Source organism: Vibrio sp. 970, assembly GCF_033339075.1.
This window is the reverse complement of record NZ_JAWOTW010000008.1, coordinates 194,123-218,502: the sequence shown is the minus strand read 5'-3', so window position 1 is coordinate 218,502 and position 24,380 is coordinate 194,123. Positions and strand designations below refer to the sequence as shown.

The 24,380-nt window shown below is 43.9% G+C and carries 22 protein-coding genes; 15 read left to right on the top strand and 7 right to left on the bottom strand.

Going from position 1 to position 24,380, the window contains the following annotated elements:
- The first annotated feature begins 23 nt into the window (after positions 1 to 23).
- From fabD to R7Q11_RS14145, 11 genes are all read left to right on the top strand, one after another.
- A complete protein-coding gene (fabD, locus tag R7Q11_RS14195; RefSeq protein WP_005387313.1) occupies positions 24 to 947 on the top strand; it encodes an ACP S-malonyltransferase in 924 nt (307 codons plus the stop codon).
- Between the two features lie 45 nt (positions 948 to 992).
- Positions 993 to 1,727, top strand: coding sequence for a 3-oxoacyl-ACP reductase FabG (gene fabG, locus R7Q11_RS14190; protein ID WP_031781117.1), 735 nt, complete (start codon positions 993 to 995; stop codon positions 1,725 to 1,727).
- Positions 1,728 to 1,973: 246 nt separating this feature from the next.
- On the top strand, positions 1,974 to 2,207 hold the full coding sequence (gene acpP / locus R7Q11_RS14185) for an acyl carrier protein (protein WP_004406112.1): 234 nt from the start codon (positions 1,974 to 1,976) through the stop codon (positions 2,205 to 2,207).
- 93 nt (positions 2,208 to 2,300) lie between these two features.
- Positions 2,301 to 3,551, top strand: coding sequence for a beta-ketoacyl-ACP synthase II (fabF, locus tag R7Q11_RS14180; RefSeq protein WP_005372948.1), 1,251 nt, complete (start codon positions 2,301 to 2,303; stop codon positions 3,549 to 3,551).
- 107 nt (positions 3,552 to 3,658) lie between these two features.
- Positions 3,659 to 4,474, top strand: a complete 816-nt coding sequence (gene pabC / locus R7Q11_RS14175) for an aminodeoxychorismate lyase (protein WP_225466533.1) — start codon at positions 3,659 to 3,661, stop codon at positions 4,472 to 4,474.
- Positions 4,471 to 5,487: an endolytic transglycosylase MltG gene (gene mltG, locus R7Q11_RS14170; RefSeq protein ID WP_005372950.1), complete on the top strand. Its 1,017-nt coding sequence runs from the start codon at positions 4,471 to 4,473 to the stop codon at positions 5,485 to 5,487. Before pabC ends, mltG begins: the two co-directional genes overlap by 4 nt.
- The gene (gene tmk / locus R7Q11_RS14165) at positions 5,484 to 6,116 is read left to right on the top strand and encodes a dTMP kinase (protein ID WP_005387350.1); all 633 of its coding nucleotides are present in this window, start codon (positions 5,484 to 5,486) and stop codon (positions 6,114 to 6,116) included. Before mltG ends, tmk begins: the two co-directional genes overlap by 4 nt.
- Before the next feature lie 24 nt (positions 6,117 to 6,140).
- Positions 6,141 to 7,103 carry a DNA polymerase III subunit delta' gene (locus R7Q11_RS14160; protein WP_054729226.1) on the top strand — a complete coding sequence of 321 codons (963 nt, stop codon included), beginning with the start codon at positions 6,141 to 6,143 and terminating at the stop codon, positions 7,101 to 7,103.
- Positions 7,094 to 7,861, top strand: coding sequence for a TatD family hydrolase (locus tag R7Q11_RS14155; protein WP_213874799.1), 768 nt, complete (start codon positions 7,094 to 7,096; stop codon positions 7,859 to 7,861). The genes R7Q11_RS14160 and R7Q11_RS14155 overlap by 10 nt, the downstream gene beginning before the upstream one ends.
- 444 nt (positions 7,862 to 8,305) lie before the next feature.
- Complete coding sequence (gene ptsG / locus R7Q11_RS14150; RefSeq protein WP_005372959.1) at positions 8,306 to 9,736, top strand: PTS glucose transporter subunit IIBC; 1,431 nt, start codon at positions 8,306 to 8,308, stop codon at positions 9,734 to 9,736.
- A gap of 214 nt (positions 9,737 to 9,950) precedes the next feature.
- Entirely contained in the window at positions 9,951 to 10,352 is a 402-nt protein-coding gene (locus R7Q11_RS14145; protein ID WP_005372960.1) for a hypothetical protein, read from the top strand.
- A 62-nt stretch (positions 10,353 to 10,414) separates the two neighbouring features.
- On the opposite strand, the gene R7Q11_RS14140 is transcribed toward R7Q11_RS14145, so the two are convergent.
- The 3 genes from R7Q11_RS14140 to R7Q11_RS14130 form a co-directional block, all read right to left on the bottom strand.
- Positions 10,415 to 10,510, bottom strand: a complete 96-nt coding sequence (locus R7Q11_RS14140) for a MetS family NSS transporter small subunit (protein WP_005372963.1) — start codon at positions 10,508 to 10,510, stop codon at positions 10,415 to 10,417.
- The gene (locus tag R7Q11_RS14135; protein ID WP_005372966.1) at positions 10,507 to 11,973 is read right to left on the bottom strand and encodes a sodium-dependent transporter; all 1,467 of its coding nucleotides are present in this window, start codon (positions 11,971 to 11,973) and stop codon (positions 10,507 to 10,509) included. The genes R7Q11_RS14140 and R7Q11_RS14135 overlap by 4 nt, the downstream gene beginning before the upstream one ends.
- 569 nt (positions 11,974 to 12,542) lie before the next feature.
- Positions 12,543 to 13,133: an outer membrane protein gene (locus R7Q11_RS14130; RefSeq protein WP_225466532.1), complete on the bottom strand. Its 591-nt coding sequence runs from the start codon at positions 13,131 to 13,133 to the stop codon at positions 12,543 to 12,545.
- A 127-nt stretch (positions 13,134 to 13,260) separates the two neighbouring features.
- Between R7Q11_RS14130 and R7Q11_RS14125 the strand changes: the two genes are divergently transcribed.
- Together R7Q11_RS14125 and R7Q11_RS14120 are read left to right on the top strand one after the other, a co-directional pair.
- A complete protein-coding gene (locus R7Q11_RS14125) occupies positions 13,261 to 13,353 on the top strand; it encodes a YnhF family membrane protein (protein WP_005372970.1) in 93 nt (30 codons plus the stop codon).
- A 44-nt stretch (positions 13,354 to 13,397) separates the two neighbouring features.
- A complete protein-coding gene (locus tag R7Q11_RS14120) occupies positions 13,398 to 14,549 on the top strand; it encodes a patatin family protein (RefSeq protein WP_005372971.1) in 1,152 nt (383 codons plus the stop codon).
- 108 nt (positions 14,550 to 14,657) lie between these two features.
- Here the strand turns inward: R7Q11_RS14120 and pyk are convergent, their stop codons facing one another.
- Positions 14,658 to 16,100, bottom strand: a complete 1,443-nt coding sequence (pyk, locus tag R7Q11_RS14115; RefSeq protein ID WP_005372972.1) for a pyruvate kinase — start codon at positions 16,098 to 16,100, stop codon at positions 14,658 to 14,660.
- A 407-nt stretch (positions 16,101 to 16,507) separates the two neighbouring features.
- Here pyk and R7Q11_RS14110 point away from each other — a divergent pair, with 407 nt between their 5' ends.
- Together R7Q11_RS14110 and R7Q11_RS14105 are read left to right on the top strand one after the other, a co-directional pair.
- Positions 16,508 to 17,725, top strand: coding sequence for an ROK family protein (locus tag R7Q11_RS14110; protein WP_005372973.1), 1,218 nt, complete (start codon positions 16,508 to 16,510; stop codon positions 17,723 to 17,725).
- A 363-nt stretch (positions 17,726 to 18,088) separates the two neighbouring features.
- A complete protein-coding gene (locus R7Q11_RS14105) occupies positions 18,089 to 19,042 on the top strand; it encodes a chemotaxis protein CheV (RefSeq protein ID WP_005372976.1) in 954 nt (317 codons plus the stop codon).
- 72 nt (positions 19,043 to 19,114) lie between these two features.
- On the opposite strand, the gene R7Q11_RS14100 is transcribed toward R7Q11_RS14105, so the two are convergent.
- The 3 genes from R7Q11_RS14100 to imuA are packed head-to-tail and all read right to left on the bottom strand — an operon-like array spanning position 19,115 to position 24,317.
- Entirely contained in the window at positions 19,115 to 22,189 is a 3,075-nt protein-coding gene (locus tag R7Q11_RS14100; protein ID WP_225466531.1) for an error-prone DNA polymerase, read from the bottom strand.
- A gap of 27 nt (positions 22,190 to 22,216) precedes the next feature.
- The gene (locus tag R7Q11_RS14095; RefSeq protein WP_005372978.1) at positions 22,217 to 23,620 is read right to left on the bottom strand and encodes a Y-family DNA polymerase; all 1,404 of its coding nucleotides are present in this window, start codon (positions 23,618 to 23,620) and stop codon (positions 22,217 to 22,219) included.
- A 4-nt stretch (positions 23,621 to 23,624) separates the two neighbouring features.
- The gene (imuA, locus tag R7Q11_RS14090) at positions 23,625 to 24,317 is read right to left on the bottom strand and encodes a translesion DNA synthesis-associated protein ImuA (RefSeq protein WP_005372979.1); all 693 of its coding nucleotides are present in this window, start codon (positions 24,315 to 24,317) and stop codon (positions 23,625 to 23,627) included.
- Positions 24,318 to 24,380: the final 63 nt, after the last annotated feature.

Here is a 24,380-nt window from a genome sequence, read left to right as displayed (position 1 = left end):
TACTTTGCTTAAAGGAAAACAACATGAGCAAGTTTGCTATCGTATTTCCAGGTCAAGGTTCTCAAGCTGTAGGTATGCTTGCAGAGCTAGGCGAACAATATGACGTAGTAAAACAAACATTTGCAGAAGCATCTGACGCACTAGGTTACGATCTATGGGCGCTTGTTCAAAATGGACCTGCAGAAGATTTAAACGAGACTTTCCGTACTCAACCAGCTTTGCTAGCTTCATCTGTTGCAATCTGGCGTGTATGGCAGGAACTTGGCTTAGAGCAACCAGCCAACCTAGCTGGCCACAGCCTAGGTGAGTACTCAGCACTTGTATGTGCGGGTGTTATTGACTTTAAAGAAGCCATCAAGCTGGTTGAATTACGTGGTCAACTTATGCAAGAAGCAGTACCAGCTGGTACTGGCGCAATGTACGCGATTATCGGTTTGGCTGATGATGCGATTGCAAAAGCGTGTGAAGACGCAGCGCAAGGCGAAGTGGTCTCTCCAGTAAACTTTAACTCGCCTGGCCAAGTCGTTATCGCTGGTAGCAAAGACGCAGTAGAGCGAGCTGGTGCGCTATGTAAAGAAGCTGGTGCGAAGCGTGCGCTTCCTCTTCCTGTTTCAGTACCTTCACACTGTGCACTTATGAAGCCAGCAGCGGAAAAACTTGCTGTAGCTCTTGAGTCTATCGAATTTAACTCACCACAGCTGCCAGTTATCAACAACGTTGATGTGGTTGCTGAGACAGATCCTGCAAAAATCAAAGATGCGCTTGTTCGTCAGCTACATAGCCCAGTTCGTTGGACTGAAACAGTTGAACTGATGCACGAACAAGGCGTAGAAAATCTTCTTGAGCTTGGCCCTGGTAAAGTTTTAACAGGTCTAACAAAACGTATCGTGAAAACGCTAACTGCAGCAGCAGTGAATGATATCGCATCGCTAGACGCTGCGAAGTAATCCATCAAGCGATAAATTTGCGATAAGAAAAGGAAACACAACATGATGAATCTAGAAGGTAAGATCGCGCTAGTTACCGGCGCAAGCCGTGGTATTGGCCGCGCGATCGCGGAACTTCTTGTCGAGCGAGGTGCTACGGTTATCGGTACTGCTACTTCTGAAAGTGGTGCGGCTGCTATCAGCGAGTATCTTGGTGATAACGGTAAAGGCTTAGCGCTTAACGTGACTGATGTCGAGTCTATCGAAGCGACATTAAAAACGATCAACGAAGAATTTGGTGTGATCGATATTCTGGTGAATAACGCTGGTATTACTCGTGACAACCTATTGATGCGCATGAAAGATGATGAGTGGAACGACATCATCGATACCAACCTAACGCCTATCTACCGCATGTCTAAAGCGGTTTTACGCGGTATGATGAAAAAACGTGCGGGTCGTATCATCAACGTAGGCTCTGTTGTTGGTACCATGGGTAATGCTGGTCAAACTAACTACGCAGCAGCGAAAGCGGGCGTGATTGGTTTTACTAAATCAATGGCTCGTGAAGTTGCGTCTCGTGGTGTAACAGTGAACACTGTTGCTCCTGGTTTCATCGAAACTGACATGACTAAGGCGCTAAATGATGACCAACGTGCGGCAACTTTGTCGAACGTGCCAGCAGGTCGTTTAGGTGACCCACGTGAAATTGCATCAGCAGTAGTTTTCCTTGCTTCTCCTGAAGCAGCGTACATTACTGGTGAAACTTTGCATGTAAATGGTGGCATGTACATGGTTTAATGCGACAGTTTATGCAAAATAAGCTATTTTACATTGTGAAAAATAGCCTATAGTTGCAGTTAACTGTCATGAACTTGTCATGCTTATGCGCAAGATTTGTGCATGATTTAAGTCAAAAATGTATTGAAATTCGGTTAAATTCGCTAATTTTGTGGTTTGACCAGCAAGGACCCCCTTGCAACTTTCAATAGTTCGAATAAACTACGGAATCATCGCATTAGGCGAAATCTGTAAAGGAAAAGAAAAATGAGCAACATCGAAGAACGCGTAAAGAAAATCATTGTTGAACAGCTAGGTGTAGACGAAGCAGAAGTTAAAAACGAAGCTTCTTTCGTTGACGATCTAGGTGCTGATTCTCTAGACACTGTAGAACTAGTTATGGCTCTAGAAGAGGAATTCGACACTGAGATTCCTGACGAAGAAGCTGAGAAGATCACTACTGTTCAAGCTGCAATCGACTACGTAAACAGCGCTCAGTAATTAGCTCTCCCAGGCGGTCTCCTAGACCGCCTGTGTTCTTTCTAACTTCTTCTATCCTCTCATAGAAATATTCAATTCCCGGAGAATTATATCGTGTCCAAGCGTCGTGTAGTTGTCACTGGCATGGGTATGTTGTCACCGGTAGGCAACACAGTAGAATCATCTTGGAAAGCCCTGCTAGAAGGTCAAAGTGGTATCGTAAATATCGAGCACTTTGATACTACGAACTTCTCAACTCGTTTTGCAGGTCTTGTTAAAGATTTCGATTGCACAGAGTACATGTCTAAAAAAGATGCTCGTAAGATGGACCTTTTCATCCAGTACGGCATTGCAGCGGGTATTCAAGCTCTTGATAACTCTGGCTTACAAATTACCGAAGAAAATGCGGCTCGAGTTGGTGTTGCTATCGGCTCAGGCATTGGCGGTCTTGACCTTATCGAAACTGGCCATACTGCATTAGTAGACAAAGGCCCTCGCAAAGTTAGCCCATTTTTTGTTCCTTCGACCATTGTAAACATGGTTGCAGGTAACCTATCTATCATGCGTGGTCTCCGTGGTCCAAATATCGCGATTTCTACCGCATGTACTACTGGCCTGCATAATATCGGCCATGCAGCACGTATGATTGCCTACGGCGATGCAGATGCGATGGTTGCTGGTGGTGCAGAAAAAGCTTCTACGCCTCTTGGCATGGCTGGCTTCGGTGCAGCTAAAGCACTATCTACTCGTAATGAAGAGCCTCAAAAAGCGTCTCGCCCATGGGATAAAGGCCGTGATGGTTTTGTTCTAGGTGATGGTGCTGGCATGATGGTGCTTGAAGAGTACGAACACGCAAAAGCACGTGGCGCGAAGATTTACGCAGAACTGGTTGGTTTTGGTATGTCTGGTGATGCTTACCACATGACATCTCCAAGCGAAGACGGCTCTGGTGGTGCACTTGCGATGGAAGCGGCGATGCGTGACGCTAACATCACAGGTACTCAAGTAGGTTATGTGAATGCTCACGGTACTTCTACTCCTGCTGGTGATGTTGCAGAAATCAAGGGCGTGAAACGTGCTCTTGGTGAAGAAGGTGCGAAGCAAGTTCTTGTGTCTTCAACTAAGTCTATGACGGGTCACCTATTAGGTGCTGCTGGCTCTGTTGAAGCAATTATCACGGTTATGTCTTTGGTTGACCAAATTGTTCCGCCAACCATTAACCTTGATGATCCAGAAGAAGGTCTAGACATCGACCTTGTGCCGCATACAGCGCGCAAAGTTGAAGGTATGGAGTACGCTATCTGTAACTCGTTTGGCTTTGGTGGTACAAACGGTTCTTTGATCTTCAAGAAGTTCGCTGAGTAACACTATCTAACCTTATTTAGATAAGCGAAACTTGTATTCTAACGGCTCGATGCTTAGCATTGAGCCGTTTTGTTTTATTTGTTGTCTGCTAATTTGAAGGTACGTGAATGTTTTGGGTAAATGGAGTTCCGCAAACGCATGTAGAGCTAGGTGATCGCTCATTCCAATACGGTGATGGAGGCTTTACCACCATCCTGACCCAAAATAGAGAGTTGGTTTACTGGCAGGAGCATACTGAGCGCATGAGTGCTTGCCTTGACGCTTTGAAGATCTCTTCACCTGACTGGAAAGTTGTGCATGGTTGGGCAAGCAAAGCGGTTTTATCTGACGCACGAGCGGGGGTGAAGATTCACGTTAGCCGCGGTATTGGCGGGCGAGGGTATAGCCCTAATGGGATTAAAGGCCCTATCGTGACGATTTCCAATTTTGCATTTCCTTCTCATTATTCATCTTGGCAAGAACAAGGTGTGGACTTGGGCGTTTGTAATACTCGTCTAGGGATTCAACCTTTACTTGCGGGACATAAGCACAACAACCGTTTAGAGCAGATTCTCGCCAAGGCTGAAATCGACAATACAGAGTTTGCAGATGCAATAACGTTAAATGTGCAAAACCATGTCATTGAAACTACAATGGCCAACCTTTTTTGGGTTAAAGGTAATAAAGTATTTACGCCGGAGCTAACCTTATCAGGTGTTACGGGCGTAATGCGTCGTAAGGTGCTTGAGTTACTTAAAGTAAGTCATATTGAAGTCATCGAGGGGCGTTTTATACTTCCAGATTTGCTGAGTGCTGACGAGGCTTTCATGTGTAACTCAATATTAGGTGTCGCACCTATTCGCAGCATAGTGACATCGAACTCTAAGACTATATTTCCGATAGGAAAATTGACTCAACGACTGCAAGGGAATTTAACTACGTGATTAAAAAACTGTTGGCTTTTGTTGTGCTGATCGCAGTGATAGGCGCAGCAGCTGTTTTTTATATAATTTCACAGGCTAAACAATACGTTGAAAAGCCTATTCTATTGGAACAACCTCAGCTGTTTACTGTTGAAAGTGGTACAAGCTTTCATCATGTCATGCGCGCCTTAGTTGAAGATGAGGTGATTGAAACATCGGAGTACATCCGTTTAATTCCTCACTTATATCCAGAATTGTTGCAAGTGCGAGCGGGTACTTACCAACTTGAGCCTGGTATGTCGCTTTCGCAAACATTGGAGCATCTGAATACTGGAAAAGAATACCAGTTTGCGATCACTTTTGTTGAAGGCAGTCGCTTTTCTGAATGGGTAGATCAACTAAAAAGTGCTCCTTATTTAAAGCATGATTTAACCGATCTTTCAGAAAAAGAAATGGCTGCGAAGCTCGGAATTGAGAGAGAAAAGCTAGAAGGGTTGTTTTTAGCAGAAACCTACCATTACACAGCGGGTGCGAGTGAAAGCCAGTTATTAAAACGAGCGCATCGAAAACTCAATAAAATACTGGACGCTAGCTGGGAAGCTCGTCAAGAAAAGCTGCCATTACAGGATAAATATGAAGCCTTGATTCTCGCGTCTATCATCGAGAAAGAGACGGCTATTGATTCTGAGCGTGAGCGCGTCGCTTCTGTGTTTATCAACCGATTGAACAAACGTATGCGGTTACAAACTGATCCGACAGTTATTTATGGTATGGGTGACGCCTACGATGGCAACATTCGTAAGAAAGATTTGCGTACGCCGACACCATATAACACCTATACCATCAATGGTTTGCCACCAACACCGATTGCGATGGCTGGTGAAGCTTCCATTGAAGCGGCTTTGAATCCAGAAAGCAGCAACTATTTATATTTTGTAGCAAGTGGAAAGGGCGGACATGTATTCTCGAAATCCCTTGCTGAGCACAACCGTGCTGTTCGTGCCTATTTAAGAGAACTAAGAAAGAACAAATGATGAAAGCAAACTTTATTGTCGTTGAAGGCCTAGAAGGCGCGGGTAAAAGCACTGCGATTAAAACCGTTTTAGATACGCTAAAAGCGGCCGGTATTGAGGATATCGTAAATACCCGTGAGCCAGGAGGCACACCGCTAGCAGAAAAAATGCGCGCTCTGGTGAAAGAAGAGCACGAAGGCGAAGAACTTAAGGACATGACGGAGTTGCTTCTTCTGTACGCTGCACGTGTTCAGTTGGTTGAGAACGTGATCAAACCAGCTTTGGAAAACGGTCAGTGGGTGGTTGGTGACCGACACGATATGTCGTCGCAAGCTTATCAAGGTGGTGGCCGTCAGATTGACGCATCGTTAATGAAAAATCTCCGGGATACAACGCTTGGTGATTTTAAACCTGCTCTCACTCTCTATATGGATATTGACCCTCGTGTTGGGCTTGAGCGTGCACGTGGGCGTGGTGAGTTAGATCGTATAGAGAAGATGGATATTAGTTTCTTCGAGCGTACACGTGAGCGTTATTTGGAGATTGCTCATGCCGATCCTTCCATCGTTATCATTAACGCAGAACAGACGATTGAAGGCGTGTCGCGTGATATTCGGGACGCTCTAAACGAGTGGCTAGCTCGTCAATAAGTGAAACGTAAATTTAGGTGACTCATGTTAAATGATTATCCATGGCTACAGCCAATATGGGATAACCTCAAAGTAGGGTTAGAGTCGGACAGAATACCAGGTGCGCTTTTATTACAAAGCGAGCAGGGCTTGGGCATCGAAAAACTTATCGAGTTTTTTAGCCAAGCACTTCTTTGCCAAAATTACGCGAGTGAAGCATGCGGTTTTTGTCATAGCTGCCAGCTAAATCAATCTCAAAACCACCCTGATTTACACTGGATCAAGCCAGAGAAAGAAGGAAAGGCGATAACGGTGGACCAAATTCGCGCTTGTAACCGTCTTGCTCAGGAATCATCTCAGCTTAATGGTTACCGCCTATTTGTAATAGAACCGGCGGACTCTATGAACGAGTCGGCATCGAATGCGCTGTTAAAGACGCTAGAAGAGCCTGGGGCAAAGTGCTTGTTTTTGCTCGTTACCCACAATCAGGAGCGTCTGCTCCCAACGATTCGTAGCCGTTGCCAACACTGGGTTGTTGCGCCTCCGTCAGCGGAACAAGCGATGCAATGGATGCACGAACAAGGGGCGAAGCAAGTTCCTGCTTATGCCTTAAAACTGAATATGGGCTCTCCAATAAAAACATTGGATGCGTTAAATAATGGTGAGCTCGAAGCTTACTTGGCTTTTGAACGCAGTTTTATTAAGGCAATGTCTTCGCCTGTTTCAGACGTTTCTGAGTGTGCTTCTTTAATCGCTAAACACTCAGAGCAATCACTAGACTGGGCATGGTATTTACTGACAGATGCTCAGAAAGCGCAGTTTGGTGTATCAGAAGCTCAAATGCTTCCGGGCGCGACAAAGTTTCAACCGGACAACTATAACGGTTTGTACTCATCAGCGAAGGCGCTGATGAACCTGAAAGCTCAGGTGCAAGCCTTTCCTGGCCTGAACCTTGAGCTACTATCAATGAATTGGTTAATTGAATCACGAGAGGCATTATGTTCGTAGATTCTCATTGTCATTTAGACAAATTGAATTACGACGATCTCCACATCAATGTGGAAGACGTTATTAACAAAGCTAAACAAGCAAACGTAACTGAGCTACTTTCTGTTGGAGTAACGCTGGATTCTTTCCCGAAAATGATGGAAATGATCGAGCCTTATGACAATGTTTATGCTTCGTGCGGTGTGCACCCACTTGATGTTGAAAGCGACTTTTCGATGGACGTATTGCGCCACCATGCGTCGAATGCAAAAGTCGTCGCTATTGGCGAAACGGGGTTAGATTATCATTACAAGCCCGAAACGGCCGCGTTACAGAAAGAGCGCTTTGAGCAACACGTTGATCTTGCAGTGGAGCTCAACAAACCTTTAATTATCCATACCAGAAACGCACGTGCGGATACTCTAGATATTTTGCGTAAGGGTGGGGCAGAGAAATGTGGTGGTGTTATCCACTGTTTTACAGAAGATCTTCCATTTGCTGAAGCTGCACTGGAGCTGGGGTTTTATATTTCTATCTCGGGGATTGTTACTTTCCGTCAAGCTACAGAGTTAAAAGAAGTGGTGAAGACTCTACCTTTAGAGAAGCTTCTTATTGAGACAGATTCTCCTTACTTGGCTCCTGTCCCTCATCGTGGCAAAGAGAATCACCCCGCTTACGTTGTCGAAGTCGCTTCTTATATTGCGCAACTCAAATCGTGCTCTCTTTCTGAAGTGGCACAAAAAACCACCGAAAACTTCCGAAATCTTTTTTTGCGATGAAAAAATAATAAGAGCATAAAAAAGGAGCTTAGGCTCCTTTTTTGTTGATAAAAACAACAGATACGCTCATGAGTTTAATGTTTACTAAAAATGTTGATTTAATAACATTCAAAAATCACAAATGTAATTTTGTTACTAAAAATAACATTGAGGCGTATTTTATTTACGCCTTAAAATTAATTATATAAATAATTAATTCTTTATAAAACAGTAATATAAGTGCAATGCAAACCTTTTCATCGGCTGTTTTTGGGTGTGATCCAAGACTTGTTTTGAAACTAAATTTCGTAACTGTGTGGAAAGTTTGAGGGTCATCAATATATATTTAGAGCCGGAAAATATAATGCAGTTGTGGTTACATTTTCATTGGGTGCTAACCTTTAGGCTACGGGGGTGTGCCGTTAGTGCCCAAATAATACTTATAAATTTATCAGGAGCATAAACATGTTTAAGAACCTTTTTGCTAACCTGCAAAAAGTTGGTAAGGCTCTGATGCTTCCAGTATCAGTTTTGCCAGTTGCAGGTATTTTATTAGGTGTGGGTGCTGCCCATCTAAGCTTTATTCCAGAGATCGTTTCTAATCTTATGGAACAAGCTGGTGGTTCAGTATTCGGCCAAATGGCACTTCTATTTGCAGTAGGTGTAGCTCTAGGCTTCACTAACAACGACGGTGTTGCAGGTCTTGCAGCTATCGTTGGTTACGGCATCATGACGGCAACGCTAGGTGTAATGGCGGGCGTTATGGGTGTTGAGAAAATCGATACAGGTGTACTAGGTGGTATCCTTGTCGGTGGTGTGGCTGCTTGGGCATTCAACCGTTTCTTCAAAATCCAACTTCCAGAGTACCTTGGCTTCTTCGCTGGTAAGCGCGCAGTGCCAATCATCACTGGTTTTGCTGCGATCATCCTAGGTGTTATCCTTTCTGTTATCTGGCCACCAATTGGCGGTGCAATTTCTGCATTCTCTGATTGGGCTGCACACCAAAACCCACAGCTAGCATTCGGTATCTACGGTGTTGTTGAGCGTTCTCTAATCCCATTCGGTCTACACCATGTATGGAACGTACCGTTCTTCTTCGAAGCAGGTTCTTGTGTTAACGCTGCCGGTGAAGCTCAAAATGGTGTACTAACTTGTTACCTAGTTGCTGATGAAGCCTCTCGTGCTGCTGGTAATGGCTTCGGTCAGCTAGCGGGTGGTTACATGTTCAAGATGTTCGGTCTACCAGCTGCAGCAATCGCAATTGCTCATTGTGCTAAACCAGAAAACCGTGCAAAAGTAATGGGTATCATGGCGTCAGCTGCACTGACTTCATTCCTAACTGGTATTACTGAGCCAATCGAATTCTCATTCCTATTCGTTGCTCCACTACTATACGGTATCCACGCTCTACTAGCTGGTTCTGCATACATCGTTTCGAACACTCTAGGCTTTGTACACGGTACTTCTTTCTCTCACGGTCTGATCGACTTCCTAGTTCTATCTGGTAACGCTCAGAAGATGGTGCTAATGATTGCCGTTGGTCTAGTTTACGCAGTAATTTACTACGTAGTGTTCCGTGGTGTAATCACAGCGCTTGACCTAAAAACACCTGGCCGTGAAGATGAAACGGAAAGTGCAGCTGTAACTTCTGGCTCTGATATGGGCGGTGAACTGGTTGCAGCGTTTGGCGGTAAAGCTAACATTACTGGTCTAGATGCATGTATCACACGTCTACGTGTAGCAGTTGCAGATACAGCAGCTGTTGACCAAGACAAGCTAAAACAACTAGGCGCTGCTGGTGTTGTAGTTGTAGCTGGTGGTGTACAGGCTATCTTCGGTACTAAGTCTGATAACCTAAAAACTGAAATGGATGAGTGGATTCGTAACCACGGTTAATCGCAGTCATTCATAGTAATGCATAAAAGGAGGCTTCGGCCTCCTTTTTTAGTTCCTATTTTATTAACTGACAGTTCCTTTTTTAGTGTGATCCTAAACTCATCTTTACTTTTGTCAGCTTTTTCATACATCGAGCTTACCCATCGTTGACATATTGATATGCCATTATGTTTGAATAGCGAATAATGTTTTTTTTGAATAATTGATAACGTGTATGAAGAACAAATTCATTTTAGTTTTGGGACTAGTTTCTAGTACGGCAATGGCGGCAAGCGAGCCAACGGATCTATCAGTTGGTATGGCTGTCGATCAACAATTAAGTGTTGTTGTAGAGTTAGATAACAAATATCGTGGCATTATCGGAAACGATGGTATGGCGTTTGATTACATCGCTAAGCGTGGAACATTCGATCAAAACATGCCTGTGACTTGGTATGTCGGCGTTGGTGGCTGGTATGAATGGGATGACGAGTTTGGTGTGAGAGTACCACTTGGTGTGAACTGGGATTTATCACGCGGCTGGGACCTTTATGGCCAAATACACCCAGAGCTAGATCTTTACAAAGGTGCTGACTTGCAACTTGGCGGCGCCGTTGGCATCAAATACAGTTTCTAGAATAAAAGAAACATAAAAAACGCCGGTAAATACCGGCGTTTTTTGTTTGGAATGCAATATTGCTATTGTTTATCCATGGCTCGCTTGATGCAAACGGCAGCTCCGCCCCAAGTGATACCTAAACCAATAACCATCATAATAATTGCGCTGATTGTCATTTTGCTGTCTCCTTGCGGTTCACTGCGTTGATCACTAGACCAAAGATAAAGAGTGCGGCGATAAGTGCCCAGCCTAAAGTTAGATCATAGCCACCGTAGCCTTCAGTAATTAGGGCGTATAGCTTGGTCGCTAAGATAATGGCGAGCATGATTGGTGTAACGAAGCGTAAGCAGATCTCGAACCATTGACCAACAGAGAAATCAGAGCGCTCGTTAACGTAATTACGTACTTCTGGCACGCGCTTCAATAGCCACGCCATCAAGACAATCTCAACCAGACCACCAACCATGATGCCAACGTTGTTTGCAAAGTGGTCTACTAGATCGAGTAGCAGCAGACCGCCATTGGTAGCAAACGCCATAGAGACAACGAAGCCAATACCAATCACAACATTTGCAGCTTTTTTACGGCTCCACTTCAGCTTGTCGATAATGGCTGAAGTTACGGCTTCCATAATTGAAATATGCGAACTTAGACCAGCAACCACCAGTGCAAAGAAGAACAGTGGACCAAGAATATATGGGGCAGGTAGTAGGTTAATTGCCGCAGGTAAAGTAACAAAAGCCAAGCCAACGCCTGCAGATACCACCTCTGTTAACGGCTTACCTTGCTCTTGAGCCATGTAACCCAATACTGAGAAGATCATGATGCCGGCTAGGATCGAGAAGCCACAGTTGATCAACACGGTCATAAACGCGTTATTCGTTATGTCCGACTTTTCTGGTAGGTAGCTAGAGTAAGCTAGCATGATGGCGAAGCCGATACTTAGCGTAAAAAAGATCTGACCATATGCCGCTGCCCATACTTTCACATCCCAAATTTTGCTGAAATCGGGTTCGAACATGTAGTTCACGCCATCTAGAGCTCCTGGCAAGAAAATCATACGTCCGATTAAGAAAATCACCATCAAGAATAGGATTGGCATCATAATTTTAGATGCTCGTTCAATTCCTGATTTCACGCCTTTGGCAATGGCGGTGTAAGTAATTGCCCAAGCAATTACCATGGATAAAGCAATCTTCCATTGAATACTGCCTAAGTCTGTTGGTGAGTTGTCACCTAGCTTTAGGTATTCACTAAAGAAAAATGCGTTGGTATCGGTTCCCCAACCTTGAGTGAACGACAACCCAAAGTAAGAAATCGACCAACCGATAACAGCCACATAGTAAACGGCAATAACTGCAGCCACACCAACTTGGAACCAGCCAAGCCATTCAAATTTAGAATGAATTTTCGCAAGTGTTTTTGGTGCCGAGCCTCGGTATTTTTGTCCCATACTGAACTCAAGGATCATAAATGGAATACCGGCAGTGATCATGGCAAAAATGTAAGGAATAAAAAATGCGCCGCCACCGTTTTCATAGGCCATGTATGGGAAACGCCAAATGTTTCCCAAACCGATAGCAGACCCAACTGCTGCTAAGATGAATCCCGCCCGGGATCCCCATTGTTCTCGCTTCATATTTGACTCCTATAAGACTCCCTGAGGAATGAAGCTCTCTACGTAACACAGTAATAATTGCGCAAACAGTTGGAAGAAAGGACCGCTGTTATCCATCAGCTTTTCTATCCTTAATTCTAACTTATTATAATTTTATAGAGCTATATTCTGGATACTGTAAGAGAAAGTAGATTATTAATCTTAAAATTTTGATTTGTGTTTGATAAAACTGAAATATTTATCTGTTTTCACTGATCAGACTAACTTCTAATAATACTTAGCGCAATAGAATCTAAATGTTAATTCAGATGCGTTGTCTGGTTTTAATCTTGTTAAATTTGAGTTTGATTGTGGTTTTGTGTGGGTGGTTGGTTGTTTGTCTGGAATAAATGACTGGGATCTAATAATTGCTTTGGTGTTTAAGACTATTTTGATGAATTAGGGCGTACGGCTATCTTTTGTGCACCTATCTAGATGATGCTTCGTTACTTTGCCAAACAATGGTGCTTAGACGATATCCTTTATCGGCTCTGTGCAGGACTCGTTCAGCGTTCTTTGTGACGAGTCCTGCAAAGGAACATGCATAAAAATTAGAAGCTGAAACTAAAACCGACATTTGATTGGAATTGGTTCATCCAATCAGTATCGAACTTAATGATACAGTTTGAGCCGTCATTAGGTAGATTACAGGCGCCAGATGTATCGTTATCAACGACCGTTCCTAACCATCTCAGTTGGGCTGTTAACGCAAAGTTCTTTGAAAATTCATATTCCAGCCCTGCAAAAGCGCTAGCCGAAAATCCGTATTTTTTGTCTACCCAATCCACATCGGCATAAGAAGCGCCCAAACCTACACCGATATAGGTTTGCCAATTTTCTGCGACAGGATAGTACATGCTGCTTTGGAAGTGCAGATAATGGATATCTGCCGAGTTGGACAGCTTTTCAAGTTCCGTCGATTGATTGGAGTAAAACAATCCGATCCTTCCTTTTTCTAAGGGAGTCTCGACTGAAAGAGCGTAATTCACTGCGGGGTCGAGATCGTATTTATTACCACTTTCATCCTCTACTTGGCCGCCTCCTGTATAGCCTATGTATGGCGTAACGATGATATTCGCTTGTGCATTGATAGCAGTACTCATCATCATGATTCCTACTAACCAGCTGAGTTTTTGGTTCATGCCCTATCTCCTTATTATGACTAAGCTAATTGTGATGGGTTAGTCAAAATTGCGCGACTAAATTAAGCAAATCTTGAACATATTTCACACCGGTGTTATTAATTTGTTACATATTAAGGAGGTGTTTATGGAACACGATCTAAAATCCGCATTAATCATTGTGGTGACTGTTTTTGCAGTGCTTTTGTCATTTGGCATCATTGCTATTACAACAGCTTAAGATAACCACTTTTACCAAACGATTTAACAAAATGGCGTGAGCCTATGATACGTAACAGCGGTATAATCACAGAAAGCCATGCAGAGCTTGATGTAAAAGTTTATGAGCACTTTAGGCATGGTAAAACTGCTTTAGTCACGCAAGGTGGAGGGCAGAGAGGGATTTTTACCGCTGGCGTTTTAGACGCCTTTTTACTTTCCAACTTCGATCCTTTCGATGAGTTCTATGGCACCTCTGCCGGAGCACTTAACTTATGTTCTTACTTGTGTCGTCAACATGGCATGGGCAAAGCTTTTATTACCGAGCTGACAACGTCTCCTGAATTTTTTAATCTGTTTCGCTATATCCGAAAGCAGCAGTACTTAGGTTTAGAGTGGGCATTAGAACGGATTCAAGATTTCCCATACAAGCTTGACCTTGATTTAGGTCGTAGTGCATTGGGAAAACGAGGAGCGTTTGCTGCGGTAACGAATATAGAGACGCTATCAGATCAATATCTACCAATCTTGGATGACTCGTGGTTTAACACTATGCTAGCGACATGTGCGATTCCCAAGTTGTACCACGGACCTGTCGACGTAAATGGCAATAAGTTTGTTGATGGCGGCGTGTCTGCCTCTATCCCTGTTCAAGAAGCGTGGCGTCAGAATGCTCGCAACATTATTGTCATTCGCACAGAGCCGTTTTCAGAGATTGAAGCGAGAGCCCAAAGTGAAGTGGGGGATGTGCCTGTCGAATGGTATCGAGAGTCTATCAACTCAGTACAGCAATCATGGCAGCAAAAAGTGAATCAGTGGAAGCTGGATTGGGCGTCGTTCTTCCAACAAAAAATTAATGCAGCACATCAATCGAAGCTTGCAGGGAAAATGCTGTTAAATGGAGGTCGTTGGTTGTTCGGTGCCGATAACTTGTATCGTTTAAGTCATCTGATTGGTGAGAATTTTGATTCAGGTTTAGCCGACATGCTGATGATTCATTATCAAACATTTGAGCTCACTCAGGCCTTTATATCTGCTCCACCTGACGACACTTTTATTTTACAAGTTGCGCCTAAAGAGGGACTTCGTTCTTCTTCTTTGTTAAGTGACCAAGAGTCACTAGAGCATGACTATCAACTTGGGCTTCAAGCTGGGTTTAACCTAGTTCAACTCTATGACCAGCTGGATGTTGAAATTGATGGTAGAGAGAGTGCATAAACCTTCTTACGTTCACGATGTGCGCAATATACAAAGCATATAAATAAGGCTCCATTTTCGGAGCCTTATTTGCGGGTTCTTGTGGTTAACTCCGGTTAGGTATAACGACTACGCTTGTAGAATGCGCATGCAGTTGGTTGAGCCAACAACATCCATTACATCGCCTTGAGTAATAATGACTAAATCACCTTTGTGCAAGAACCCTTGCTCTTTAAGGCTAGTAATCGCTGCTTGAGCCGTTGGTAAACCCGCATCACTTTTTGACTCGAAATATACAGGTGTCACGCCTCGGTATAATGCTGCTCGATTTAGTGTCGATTCATTCCGTGATAAGGCAAATATTGGCAAGCCAGAGCTTAAGCGAGACATCATCAACGCAGTCCTGCCGGACTCAGTTAACGAGATCATCGCTTTAATTCCTTCCATGTGATTCGCAGAGTACATGGTTGCCATTGCGATGGTTTCTTCAGCGGTTTCGAAGGTTCTATCTAAGCGATAGGTTGATAGACTTGCCTCCGACATTTTTTCTGCCCCCACACATACTTCGGCCATGGATTTGACCGTTTCTACAGGATATTTACCTGCAGCGGTCTCTCCAGAAAGCATCACCGCGTCAGTGCCGTCTAGAACCGCATTGGCCACATCCATCACTTCAGCACGCGTTGGCATTGGGCTAGTAATCATGGACTCCATCATTTGTGTCGCAGTAATCACGATACGGTTTAAACTGCGTGCGCGGCGAATCAGTTTTTTCTGGACACCTATGAGCTCAGGGTCACCGATTTCTACACCAAGGTCACCACGTGCAACCATCACCACATCGGATGCGAGAATAATGTCGTCAATAGACTCATTGGTCGCGACGGTTTCTGCTCGTTCGACTTTAGCCACTAACATGGCTTCAAGGCCTGCATCTCTGGCTAAGCGTCGAGCGTAATGCATGTCTTCGCCGTTACGCGGGAATGAAATAGCAAGGTAGTCTACTTGAATTGCTGCGGCGGTAAGAATGTCGGCTTTATCTTTCTCTGTGAGCGCATCGGCTGACAATCCGCCGCCTTTTTTGTTGATCCCTTTATTGTTGGACAGTGGACCACCGACAATCACACGGGTATGAACTTTATTACCCTCTACTTTGGTAACTTGCAGCTGAACGCGTCCATCATCGAGTAATAAAATGTCATTTGGTGAAACATCTTGCGGTAGTTCTTTATAATCTAACCCTACAGATTCTTGATTGCCTTCACCTTTTGGTAAATCACTATCTAATGTGAATTTATCGCCCACATTCAAAATGACTTGGCCGTCTTTAAACGTTGATACACGAATTTTAGGGCCTTGTAAGTCACCAAGAATTGCAACCTGACGCCCAAGTCTTGCTGCAATGGTACGGACTTTGTTCGCACGTTGAATGTGGTCTTCACTGGTTCCATGTGAAAAATTCATACGGACAACGTTTGCACCGGCTTTGATGATCTCCTCAAGTATATTGTCCTTATCCGTTGAAGGACCCAGCGTAGTGACAATTTTTGTTCGTCTTAATTTGGAAGTCATAGATTCTCCGATGAATGTGTGTGTACAGGTAACTTGAACTCTATCCTTACTTTACGCAATCGCTCTCAAGGTTAGCCTCGCTTAGCCCACACCTTAAAGCTACTTGAATATAAGTATATGCACAGAATGTTTACATTAAGAGTAACCCCGGTAAAACAGACAGATATTCGACAGGCAATGGCCTTATTGATAAAAATACGCTGCTTTAAAGGCATTACTTCATAATTTAGTGAATAAAAATAAGTTATTTTTCAAACAATTTAACAGGAGTAGATTCTTCGTTATTTGATTGAATACACAAACAAACAGGTTTATACGTGATGCTTGTCACGGGGATTTATTAATTCACTTCACAATTAGTTCGCAAAGTAAAAAAATTGTCCCGTTATAGAATTTCGGAGTGCAAGATGTACATGGCTCAACCGGGCCATATTGATCATATCAAACAGGTCAATGCTGGTCGTGTATATAAACTAATTGACCTAAAAGGTCCTATTTCTCGAATTGATTTGTCCAAGCAGAGTGAGCTTGCTCCTGCTAGTATCACCAAAATCACTCGAGAATTAATTGAAGCGCACTTGATTCATGAAACGACAGTACAAGAAGCGACGAGTCGTGGTCGACCTGCTGTCGGTTTGCAGGTCAATAATGAAGGCTGGCAATTTTTGTCAATGCGTTTGGGGCGGGGTTATTTAACCATTGCTTTGCATGAGTTAGGCGGTGATGTACTAATCGATACTAAAATCGAGATACACGAGCTTGATCAAGACGATGTGCTTGAGCGCCTGCTTTACGAAATTGATGAATTCTTTCAGACTTACGCGGATCAACTTGATCGTGTTACCAGTATTGCCCTTACGCTGCCTGGTCTCGTGAACTCAGAGCAAGGTGTCGTTTTGCAGATGCCTCATTACAATGTCGAAAATCTTGCTCTTGGACCAGAGATATACAAAGCAACAGGCTTGCCAGTTTTCATTGCCAATGACACGCGAGCTTGGGCATTAGCAGAAAAGCTTTTTGGTCATTCTCAAGATAATGACAACTCCGTTCTTATCTCTATCCACCACGGTTTAGGTGCGGGCATCATTCTGGATGGGCGCGTTTTGCAAGGCCGTCACGGTAACATTGGTGAACTCGGGCATATTCAAATTGACCCAAATGGAAAACGTTGTCATTGCGGCAATATTGGCTGTTTGGAAACCGTTGCCAGTTCTCAGGCAATTCGTGAAGAAGTCGTAAGACGAATCGCTGATGGCGAAGACTCTATTCTTGCTAAACAAGAGGAAATGAGTATTGAGAGCATTTGTGAAGCCGCTGCAAACGGTGATCCTTTGGCCGTCGATGTGATTGAAAAACTTGGAGGCTACTTAGGCTCTGCAATTGCTATTGTGATCAACTTATTTAACCCTGAGAAAATCTTGATCGGTGGTGTGATTAACCAAGCAAAAGATGTGCTTTATCCTGCGGTTCGTCGCTGTATCGAAGAGCAGAGTTTACCTGTTTATCACCAAGATCTTGAGCTGGTGGAGTCTCGTTTCTATAAGCAAGCCACAATGCCTGGTGCCGCGTTGATTAAGCAGGCGTTGTACGATGGTCAACTATTGATGAAGGTTGTGGAAGGTTAAGTACTTTTTAACATGATGATGTGCCTGGCTGTTGAGACTGCATTTGTAGGTGATTTAGGGTGAGACTTAACGGCTCACCCTTTTTGATCGCCTATTACTTGAAAGGGAATTTGAGTTATGCTGCATTGCTATATCTGCGCCATTCATGTAATTTCCTAAAAAGCTCAAGTAAATAAACAAAATGGCTTTCAATGTGCTGCGTGACTTTGCGTCTGATGCAAAGAGAAGTAATACGCTAAAACTGTTGTACTTTAAAGCTGTGCTCGAAAAGCCAAATATTTTAAGGTTATTTGGTTATATAACCTTGCTGTGTCTGTACTGATTTCGAGTAAAATAAGAATTATCCATAATTTAGGTAGTAGTATGTCCGGAGTGTTAAATACGGTTGACCAGCGTACAAACTTGGTTGGTGAAAATCGACTAGAGCTTCTGCTGTTCACTTTAAATAGTCGCCAATTGTTTGCGATTAATGTGTTCAAAGTGAAAGAGGTCATCAAGCTGCCACCGTTAACCAAGCTTCCTGGCTCACACTACAACATTCGTGGGGTCGCTTCTTTACGAGGTGAAGCAGTGCCAGTGATTGATTTGCGTGGCGCGATAGGTTTCCCAGCTTTGCGTGGTGAAGCGGAAGAAGAAAATTTGATCGTGACAGAGTACAACCGCACGGTGCAGGGCTTCTTAGTCGGTCCGGTTAAAAACATTATTAATACGGCATGGACTGAAATTCAGCCGCCTCCTTCCACGTCTGGTCGCTCGAATTACCTCACGGCTATCACGCAAATTAAAGAGGGGGATGCCTCTCAAATTGTCGAAATTATTGACGTTGAAAAAGTTTTAGCAGAGATCGTACATTACGACGTGACTATCTCGGAGGATATTCTCGATCAAGAATTGGCCCAAGCAATGGTCGGGCGTAATGTTCTGATTGTGGATGATTCCTCTACAGCTCGTAATCAAGTTCGCGATACGCTTTCTCAATTAGGTATGAATATCATCGAGTGTCGTGACGGGCTAGAAGCGTTAACGGTTTTAAAACGTTGGTGTGATGAAGGTAAAGATGTAGAAAAAGAGCTGTTGATGATGATTACGGATGCTGAAATGCCTGAAATGGACGGTTATAAACTGACCCATGAAGTGCGCCAAGATCCACGTATGTCTAAGTTGTTTATCACATTGAACACTTCTCTGAGCGGTAGTTTTAATGAAGCCATGGTACAAAAAGTAGGCTGTGATCGCTTTATATCTAAATTCCAACCGGATCTGCTGGTTGAAGTTGCTCAAGACCGATTACGCCAGATGCTTTCTAAAAGTGCATGATTAGATCTAGTGAAATCAGAGGGAGCGCACCTCTCTCTGATTTTTAACATCTCTCTCCTTAATTCCTCTGTACTAATGGAAATCCCGAGATTTACTTTGTAGATTGTTCAAGTAGTGCGTGCAATCAATCAACTTACCAGCAATGACGTGCGTGACTTCTCCCTCTCTTTCAAGAATGCCTTTCACCATTAATACTTTAGCGCCTAAATACGCTTGCTTTTGGGCTCGTGCTGTAGCTTGCCAAACGACCACATTAATGTTGCCCGTGTCATCTTCTAACGTAAAAAATGTCACGCCAGCGGCGGTGCCTGGAGATTGTCTTCCTGTTACCACACCTACCACTGTGACCAGTGACTTATGCGGTTTCTCTGTCAGTTGCCTCATGCGGGTAAAGTGAGGGAGTTTGCCCGTTTCTTCTAATAATTTAATTGGATGGCGGCTAAGAGATAGTCCCGTGCTTGCGTAATCCTCAATTAAATTTTCATATTCAGAGGGTTGAGTCTGGTAGCTAACATTGGGTTCTTCGACCTTGTGAAACAATGGTAGGTCAGATAAGGAATCCATTGCTGCCCAGCGAGCGTTATAACGATTTCCCGATAAGGCTTGAAATGCATTGGCTGAAGCCAATAATTCAATGTCACTTCGGCTTCTTAATATCTGCTTTACTTCTTGAATCGATCGGTAACCATTAAGTGGTTTGCGCTCAATAAGCCTTTGTGCGCTTTCTGCGTTAAAGCCTTTCACCAAGCGAAAACCAAGTTGCACGCCGAGCCTGCCATTCGGACGTGAGACGAGATGATGTTGATATTTTGAATGATTGACGCACACCGGCAATACTTCGACGCCATGTCGGCGAGCATCTTGTACTAATTGCGATGGGCTATAAAATCCCATTGGTTGGCTGTTCAACAATGCAGTGTAAAATTCGGCTGGGTAATAATATTTTAACCATGCAGAACAATATGCCAGCACTGCGAAAGACGCTGAATGACTTTCAGGGAAGCCGTACTCACCAAAGCCGCAAATCTGATCGAAAATGCGCTCAGCAAACGCTAAGTCATAACCTCTCTCTTGCATACCATTGATCAGTTTTGGTCTGAATTTAGCGAGATCGCCATTCTTTTTCCATGATGCCATCGCTCGACGGAGTTGATCGGCCTCGCCGCCGCTAAACCCTGCGGCTACCATGGCTAGCTTGATGACTTGCTCTTGGAAAATAGGGACGCCCATAGTCCGCTCAAGAACGCTTTTTACTTCTTCCGATGGATAACTGACAGGCTCTTTGTGATCTCGTCGTTTTAAAAAAGGATGCACCATATCACCCTGAATAGGGCCTGGACGAACAATTGCAATTTGAATCACTAAGTCGTAATAACAAGCAGGCTTTAGGCGAGGAAGCATGCTCATTTGTGCACGAGATTCTATTTGGAATACGCCTATCGTGTCAGCTTTTTGGATCATGCGATACACGTGTGGATCATCTTGTCGGCGAGTGATTTCGGAAATAGAGAGGGATCGCTGGTGATGTTTCTCGACCAGCTGAAAGCACTTTTTGATGGCGTTTAACATGCCGAGTGCGAGCACATCGACTTTTAGTAGCTTCAAGCTTTCTAAATCGTCTTTATCCCATTGAATGATAGTGCGATCTTCCATCGAGGCATTTTCAACAGGTACCAACTCATATAAAGGGCCAGATGAAATTACAAAGCCACCTACGTGCTGAGATAAATGGCGTGGGAAGCCAATGATCTCGTTGACCAATTGGATGAACTGCTGCCCTTTGAGAGATTCTGGTTGTAAGCCCAGTTCAATAATTTGAGCTTGCCAGCCTTGGCGGCGATCTCGGCGATTAACGTTCTTAATGAAAAAATCCAATTGGGTCTCTTCAATCCCTAGTGCTTTACCGACTTCACGCACGGCACTTTTAAAGCGATAGCTGATCACTGTTGCAGCAAGTGCTGCACGCTCACGGCCATATTTTTTGTAAATATACTGGATAACTTCTTCACGGCGCTCGTGTTCAAAGTCTACATCAATATCCGGCGGTTCCTTACGTTCTTTACTGATAAATCGTTCGAATAAGACAGCGATTTGTCGAGGATCGACGGCGGTAATTTCCAGGCAATAACACACCACAGAGTTTGCAGCGGAACCTCGCCCTTGGTAAAGAATGCCTTGCTGTTTCGCGAACATTACGATGTCGTGAATAGTAAGGAAGTAGTAGTGGTATTTCAGCTCTTGAATAAGCGCCAGTTCATTCTCGATGGTTTGATTGACTTCTGCTGGCACGCCTTCAGGAAAACGCAGCTTTTTACCGCGTTCGACCAACATACGTAAGTAAGAGTCGGGTGTGTAACCATCTGGGATCAGCTCGGTAGGATATTCGTATTTTAAATCGGAGAGCTTAAACTCGCATAAATCGGCGATGTAAGTGCTTTCTTCCAGCCATTCTGGTTTGTAAATCCGAATCAACTTTTTAAAAGGACGAAGTGCTCGCTCAGTATTCGAAATACGATCAAAACCGAGTTTATCGACGCTACACCCATGCTTTATAGCAGTAAGTACATGCTGTAATGGCAAGCGTTCAACATCATGCATGAGAACGCCTCCGCAGGCAGTTATAGGTAATTGAAATTCATGTGCTAACTGCTCGCAGTGCGCAATGTACTCAGTATCGTTGTTACTCAAATGGCGCTGAATCGCTACCCACAAACGATTAGCGTGGTGTTGATTGAGCCAGCGCCCCCAATAGTGATCACTCTCTTGATGTGTGGGCAGCCACAATACCAAACAATGTCGAACCGACATCAAATCCCATTCGAACAGTTGATAGTTGCCTTTTTCACTACGTCTTCTTGCGTTTGTGATGATACGACACAACTCGGCATAAGCCTTGCGACAAGGGCAAAGCAGTACGATTTGGCATTCATCATTTAACCAAAACATACTTCCAACGATTTGTTTGATATCGAGTTTATGTTGTTCGATGGTCGCATGGGCTTTGACAACGCCCGCGACTGAACATTCATCCGTTATAGCTAGAGCTTGATAGCGATAGAAAGCAGCTTGGAGTACCAGCTCTTCTGCATGAGAAGCTCCAGTCAAAAAAGAGAAGTTAGACTGACAAAATAGTTCCGCGTAACTCATAATGACCCAACAAAAATAACTGTCGATTTAACAAAAATAGCCATGAAGAAACCAGTGCTTGTGCTGATCGCGAAATATCCATAACCAGCGGCCTTGCTTGGTGTGTGCAATGTAGTAATCACGCATGATCTCATCACCATCCCACCACCCAGAAACTATTCGCTCAGGTCCGTGGACCAAAGAAACTTGTTCTTGCAATACAATGGGAGTGGGTAATTGCATTGCGGGGCGTAGTATGGAGGGTATGGCGTGCCCCTTTTTATCTGGAGCATCAGCAGGGCGATACTGACTGGCCTTTTCTGGTCTAGGATCGCAAGCAATATTGGGTTTTAAAACGGCACTTTTCCCCAATTTAGCTTGCAGTAAAGAGAGCAGCTCTAAAGCATTCATGTTTCCTTTCTGCCCAGCAAAGAGATCGCGTGATGCACTAAGAGGCTCACCTTGACGGATGACTTTTAACGTTAGCCCTGTGACTGGGCCATTAAGCGAGAGTGACTCTAAGCTCAAACTCGCTAACTGTTGCCAACGCTGACATAGGTAATCACCTTGCGCAGAAGTGAGTTGAAGGTGTTGCTCTTGTTTCTCACGCTGGTGGAGTGTTAAACACAGTTCAAAAGCGACCTTATCTCTTAATTTAAGAAAGGTTTCGAGTTGACGAAGTAATTTGGCCAACGGTTTTTCAATCCACTGAACGTTTTCGATCTCAAACAACAGCTCTAAATAAACTTGGAAGGATTCGGTAGGGTGATAAAGGTCGACAGGGTGTTTAAACTGCCCAGTCAGTCGACCAACGTAGTTCACCAAATCGATATCAAAGCGTCGTGCGATGTCTTGCAATGGCAGTTCAAGCAGGTTTTGCAATGTGGTGACGCCTACACGTTGTAACTTCTCTACTGTAGCGCTTGATAAATCTGCCAGTGTTAACGGTAATGGTGATAGGACTTTTTGTATGGCAGATTTGTCTTCACTGATGACGTTCGCTCCTGATATTGCCATCAATTTGGCAGCAAAAGGCGAAAAACCACATCCGAATTGAAAACTCAGTTTCAGCTCCGATAAGTGAGCTCTGACTTTATTCCAATAGTTTTCAAGCCCTTCATACAGAGCGAGCATTGGAGTAGCACGCAGTAAAATACCTTGGTTTGGCATCAACACAACGTCAGATGTGATCAAATACAGCCATTGAGCAATTTCTTGTAACTTGCTCCATTCGGTGTGCGGATGATAAGGATGCACTTGTAAATCTCGACACAAGGACGCAGCACTGCCTAGGCCCATACCTGGTTTAATGCCTTGTTGTTCGGCAATCTCGTTGTATTGAATAATCTGGCAACGTTGGCTTTCGACAATCACCACGGGTTGTTCTTGGTTATCACCAAAGAGTGCGTCTAGCTGCAGGCGAGGGAAGTGCAAGTAAATCCACAGAGCCATATCACTAACCTTGGTTCGCCAGTGGGAAATTGACCACAGTCGAGTGCACAGTTTCAGATGATGGTTTCACCAGTTGCGGATAATGGTGTTGGAAGCCGATACTAACGCTACCTCTATTCCAGCCTCCTTTCCTTTTCAGCACTTCAACATGAATCCCTTGCTCGTCGCCTTTCAGTTTTAAACTGAGTGACACAGGCAAAGACAAGCGGTTGATAGTATCTGTTTTAAGCATAAAGAGAGGGCAAGTACCTTGTTCACTCGCTACCTGTAAGCGTTTCACTTGGTGTATTTCAAGCTCTTCTTGCCATAACAAAACATTACTGCATACCCCACTTTTCAGACATTGCTCTGCAGCCCAAAGAGCATCTTTGGGGTGAGTTGGAGTAACAACCCACACTTGGTTTATATCCAACCCGATGTAGTGTAAAAACAGAGAATTCACTAGCGCAGGTGGTTGAATAAATGCGGTCATACCATTGGTCTGAGTGGCTTTTAAATAGGGAGCGAGCAAACGCAATTCACCAATACTACCAATAGATTCCATCTCCACTACGCCATGAGGTGGAAAGCCTCCGCCGAGCAAATCATCTAATTCAGAAAAACCGGAACTAGTCTGCAACTGCTGAGGATCTGCTTTCGTTAAATTTGCTTGCCAAACAAGGTGTTGGCTTTTTAAGTTCTGAATAATATCTTGCATAATAAATACCTGTATATATGTACAGTATATTTCTGTGGGAGAAAGTCGCAAGATTTTTATGAA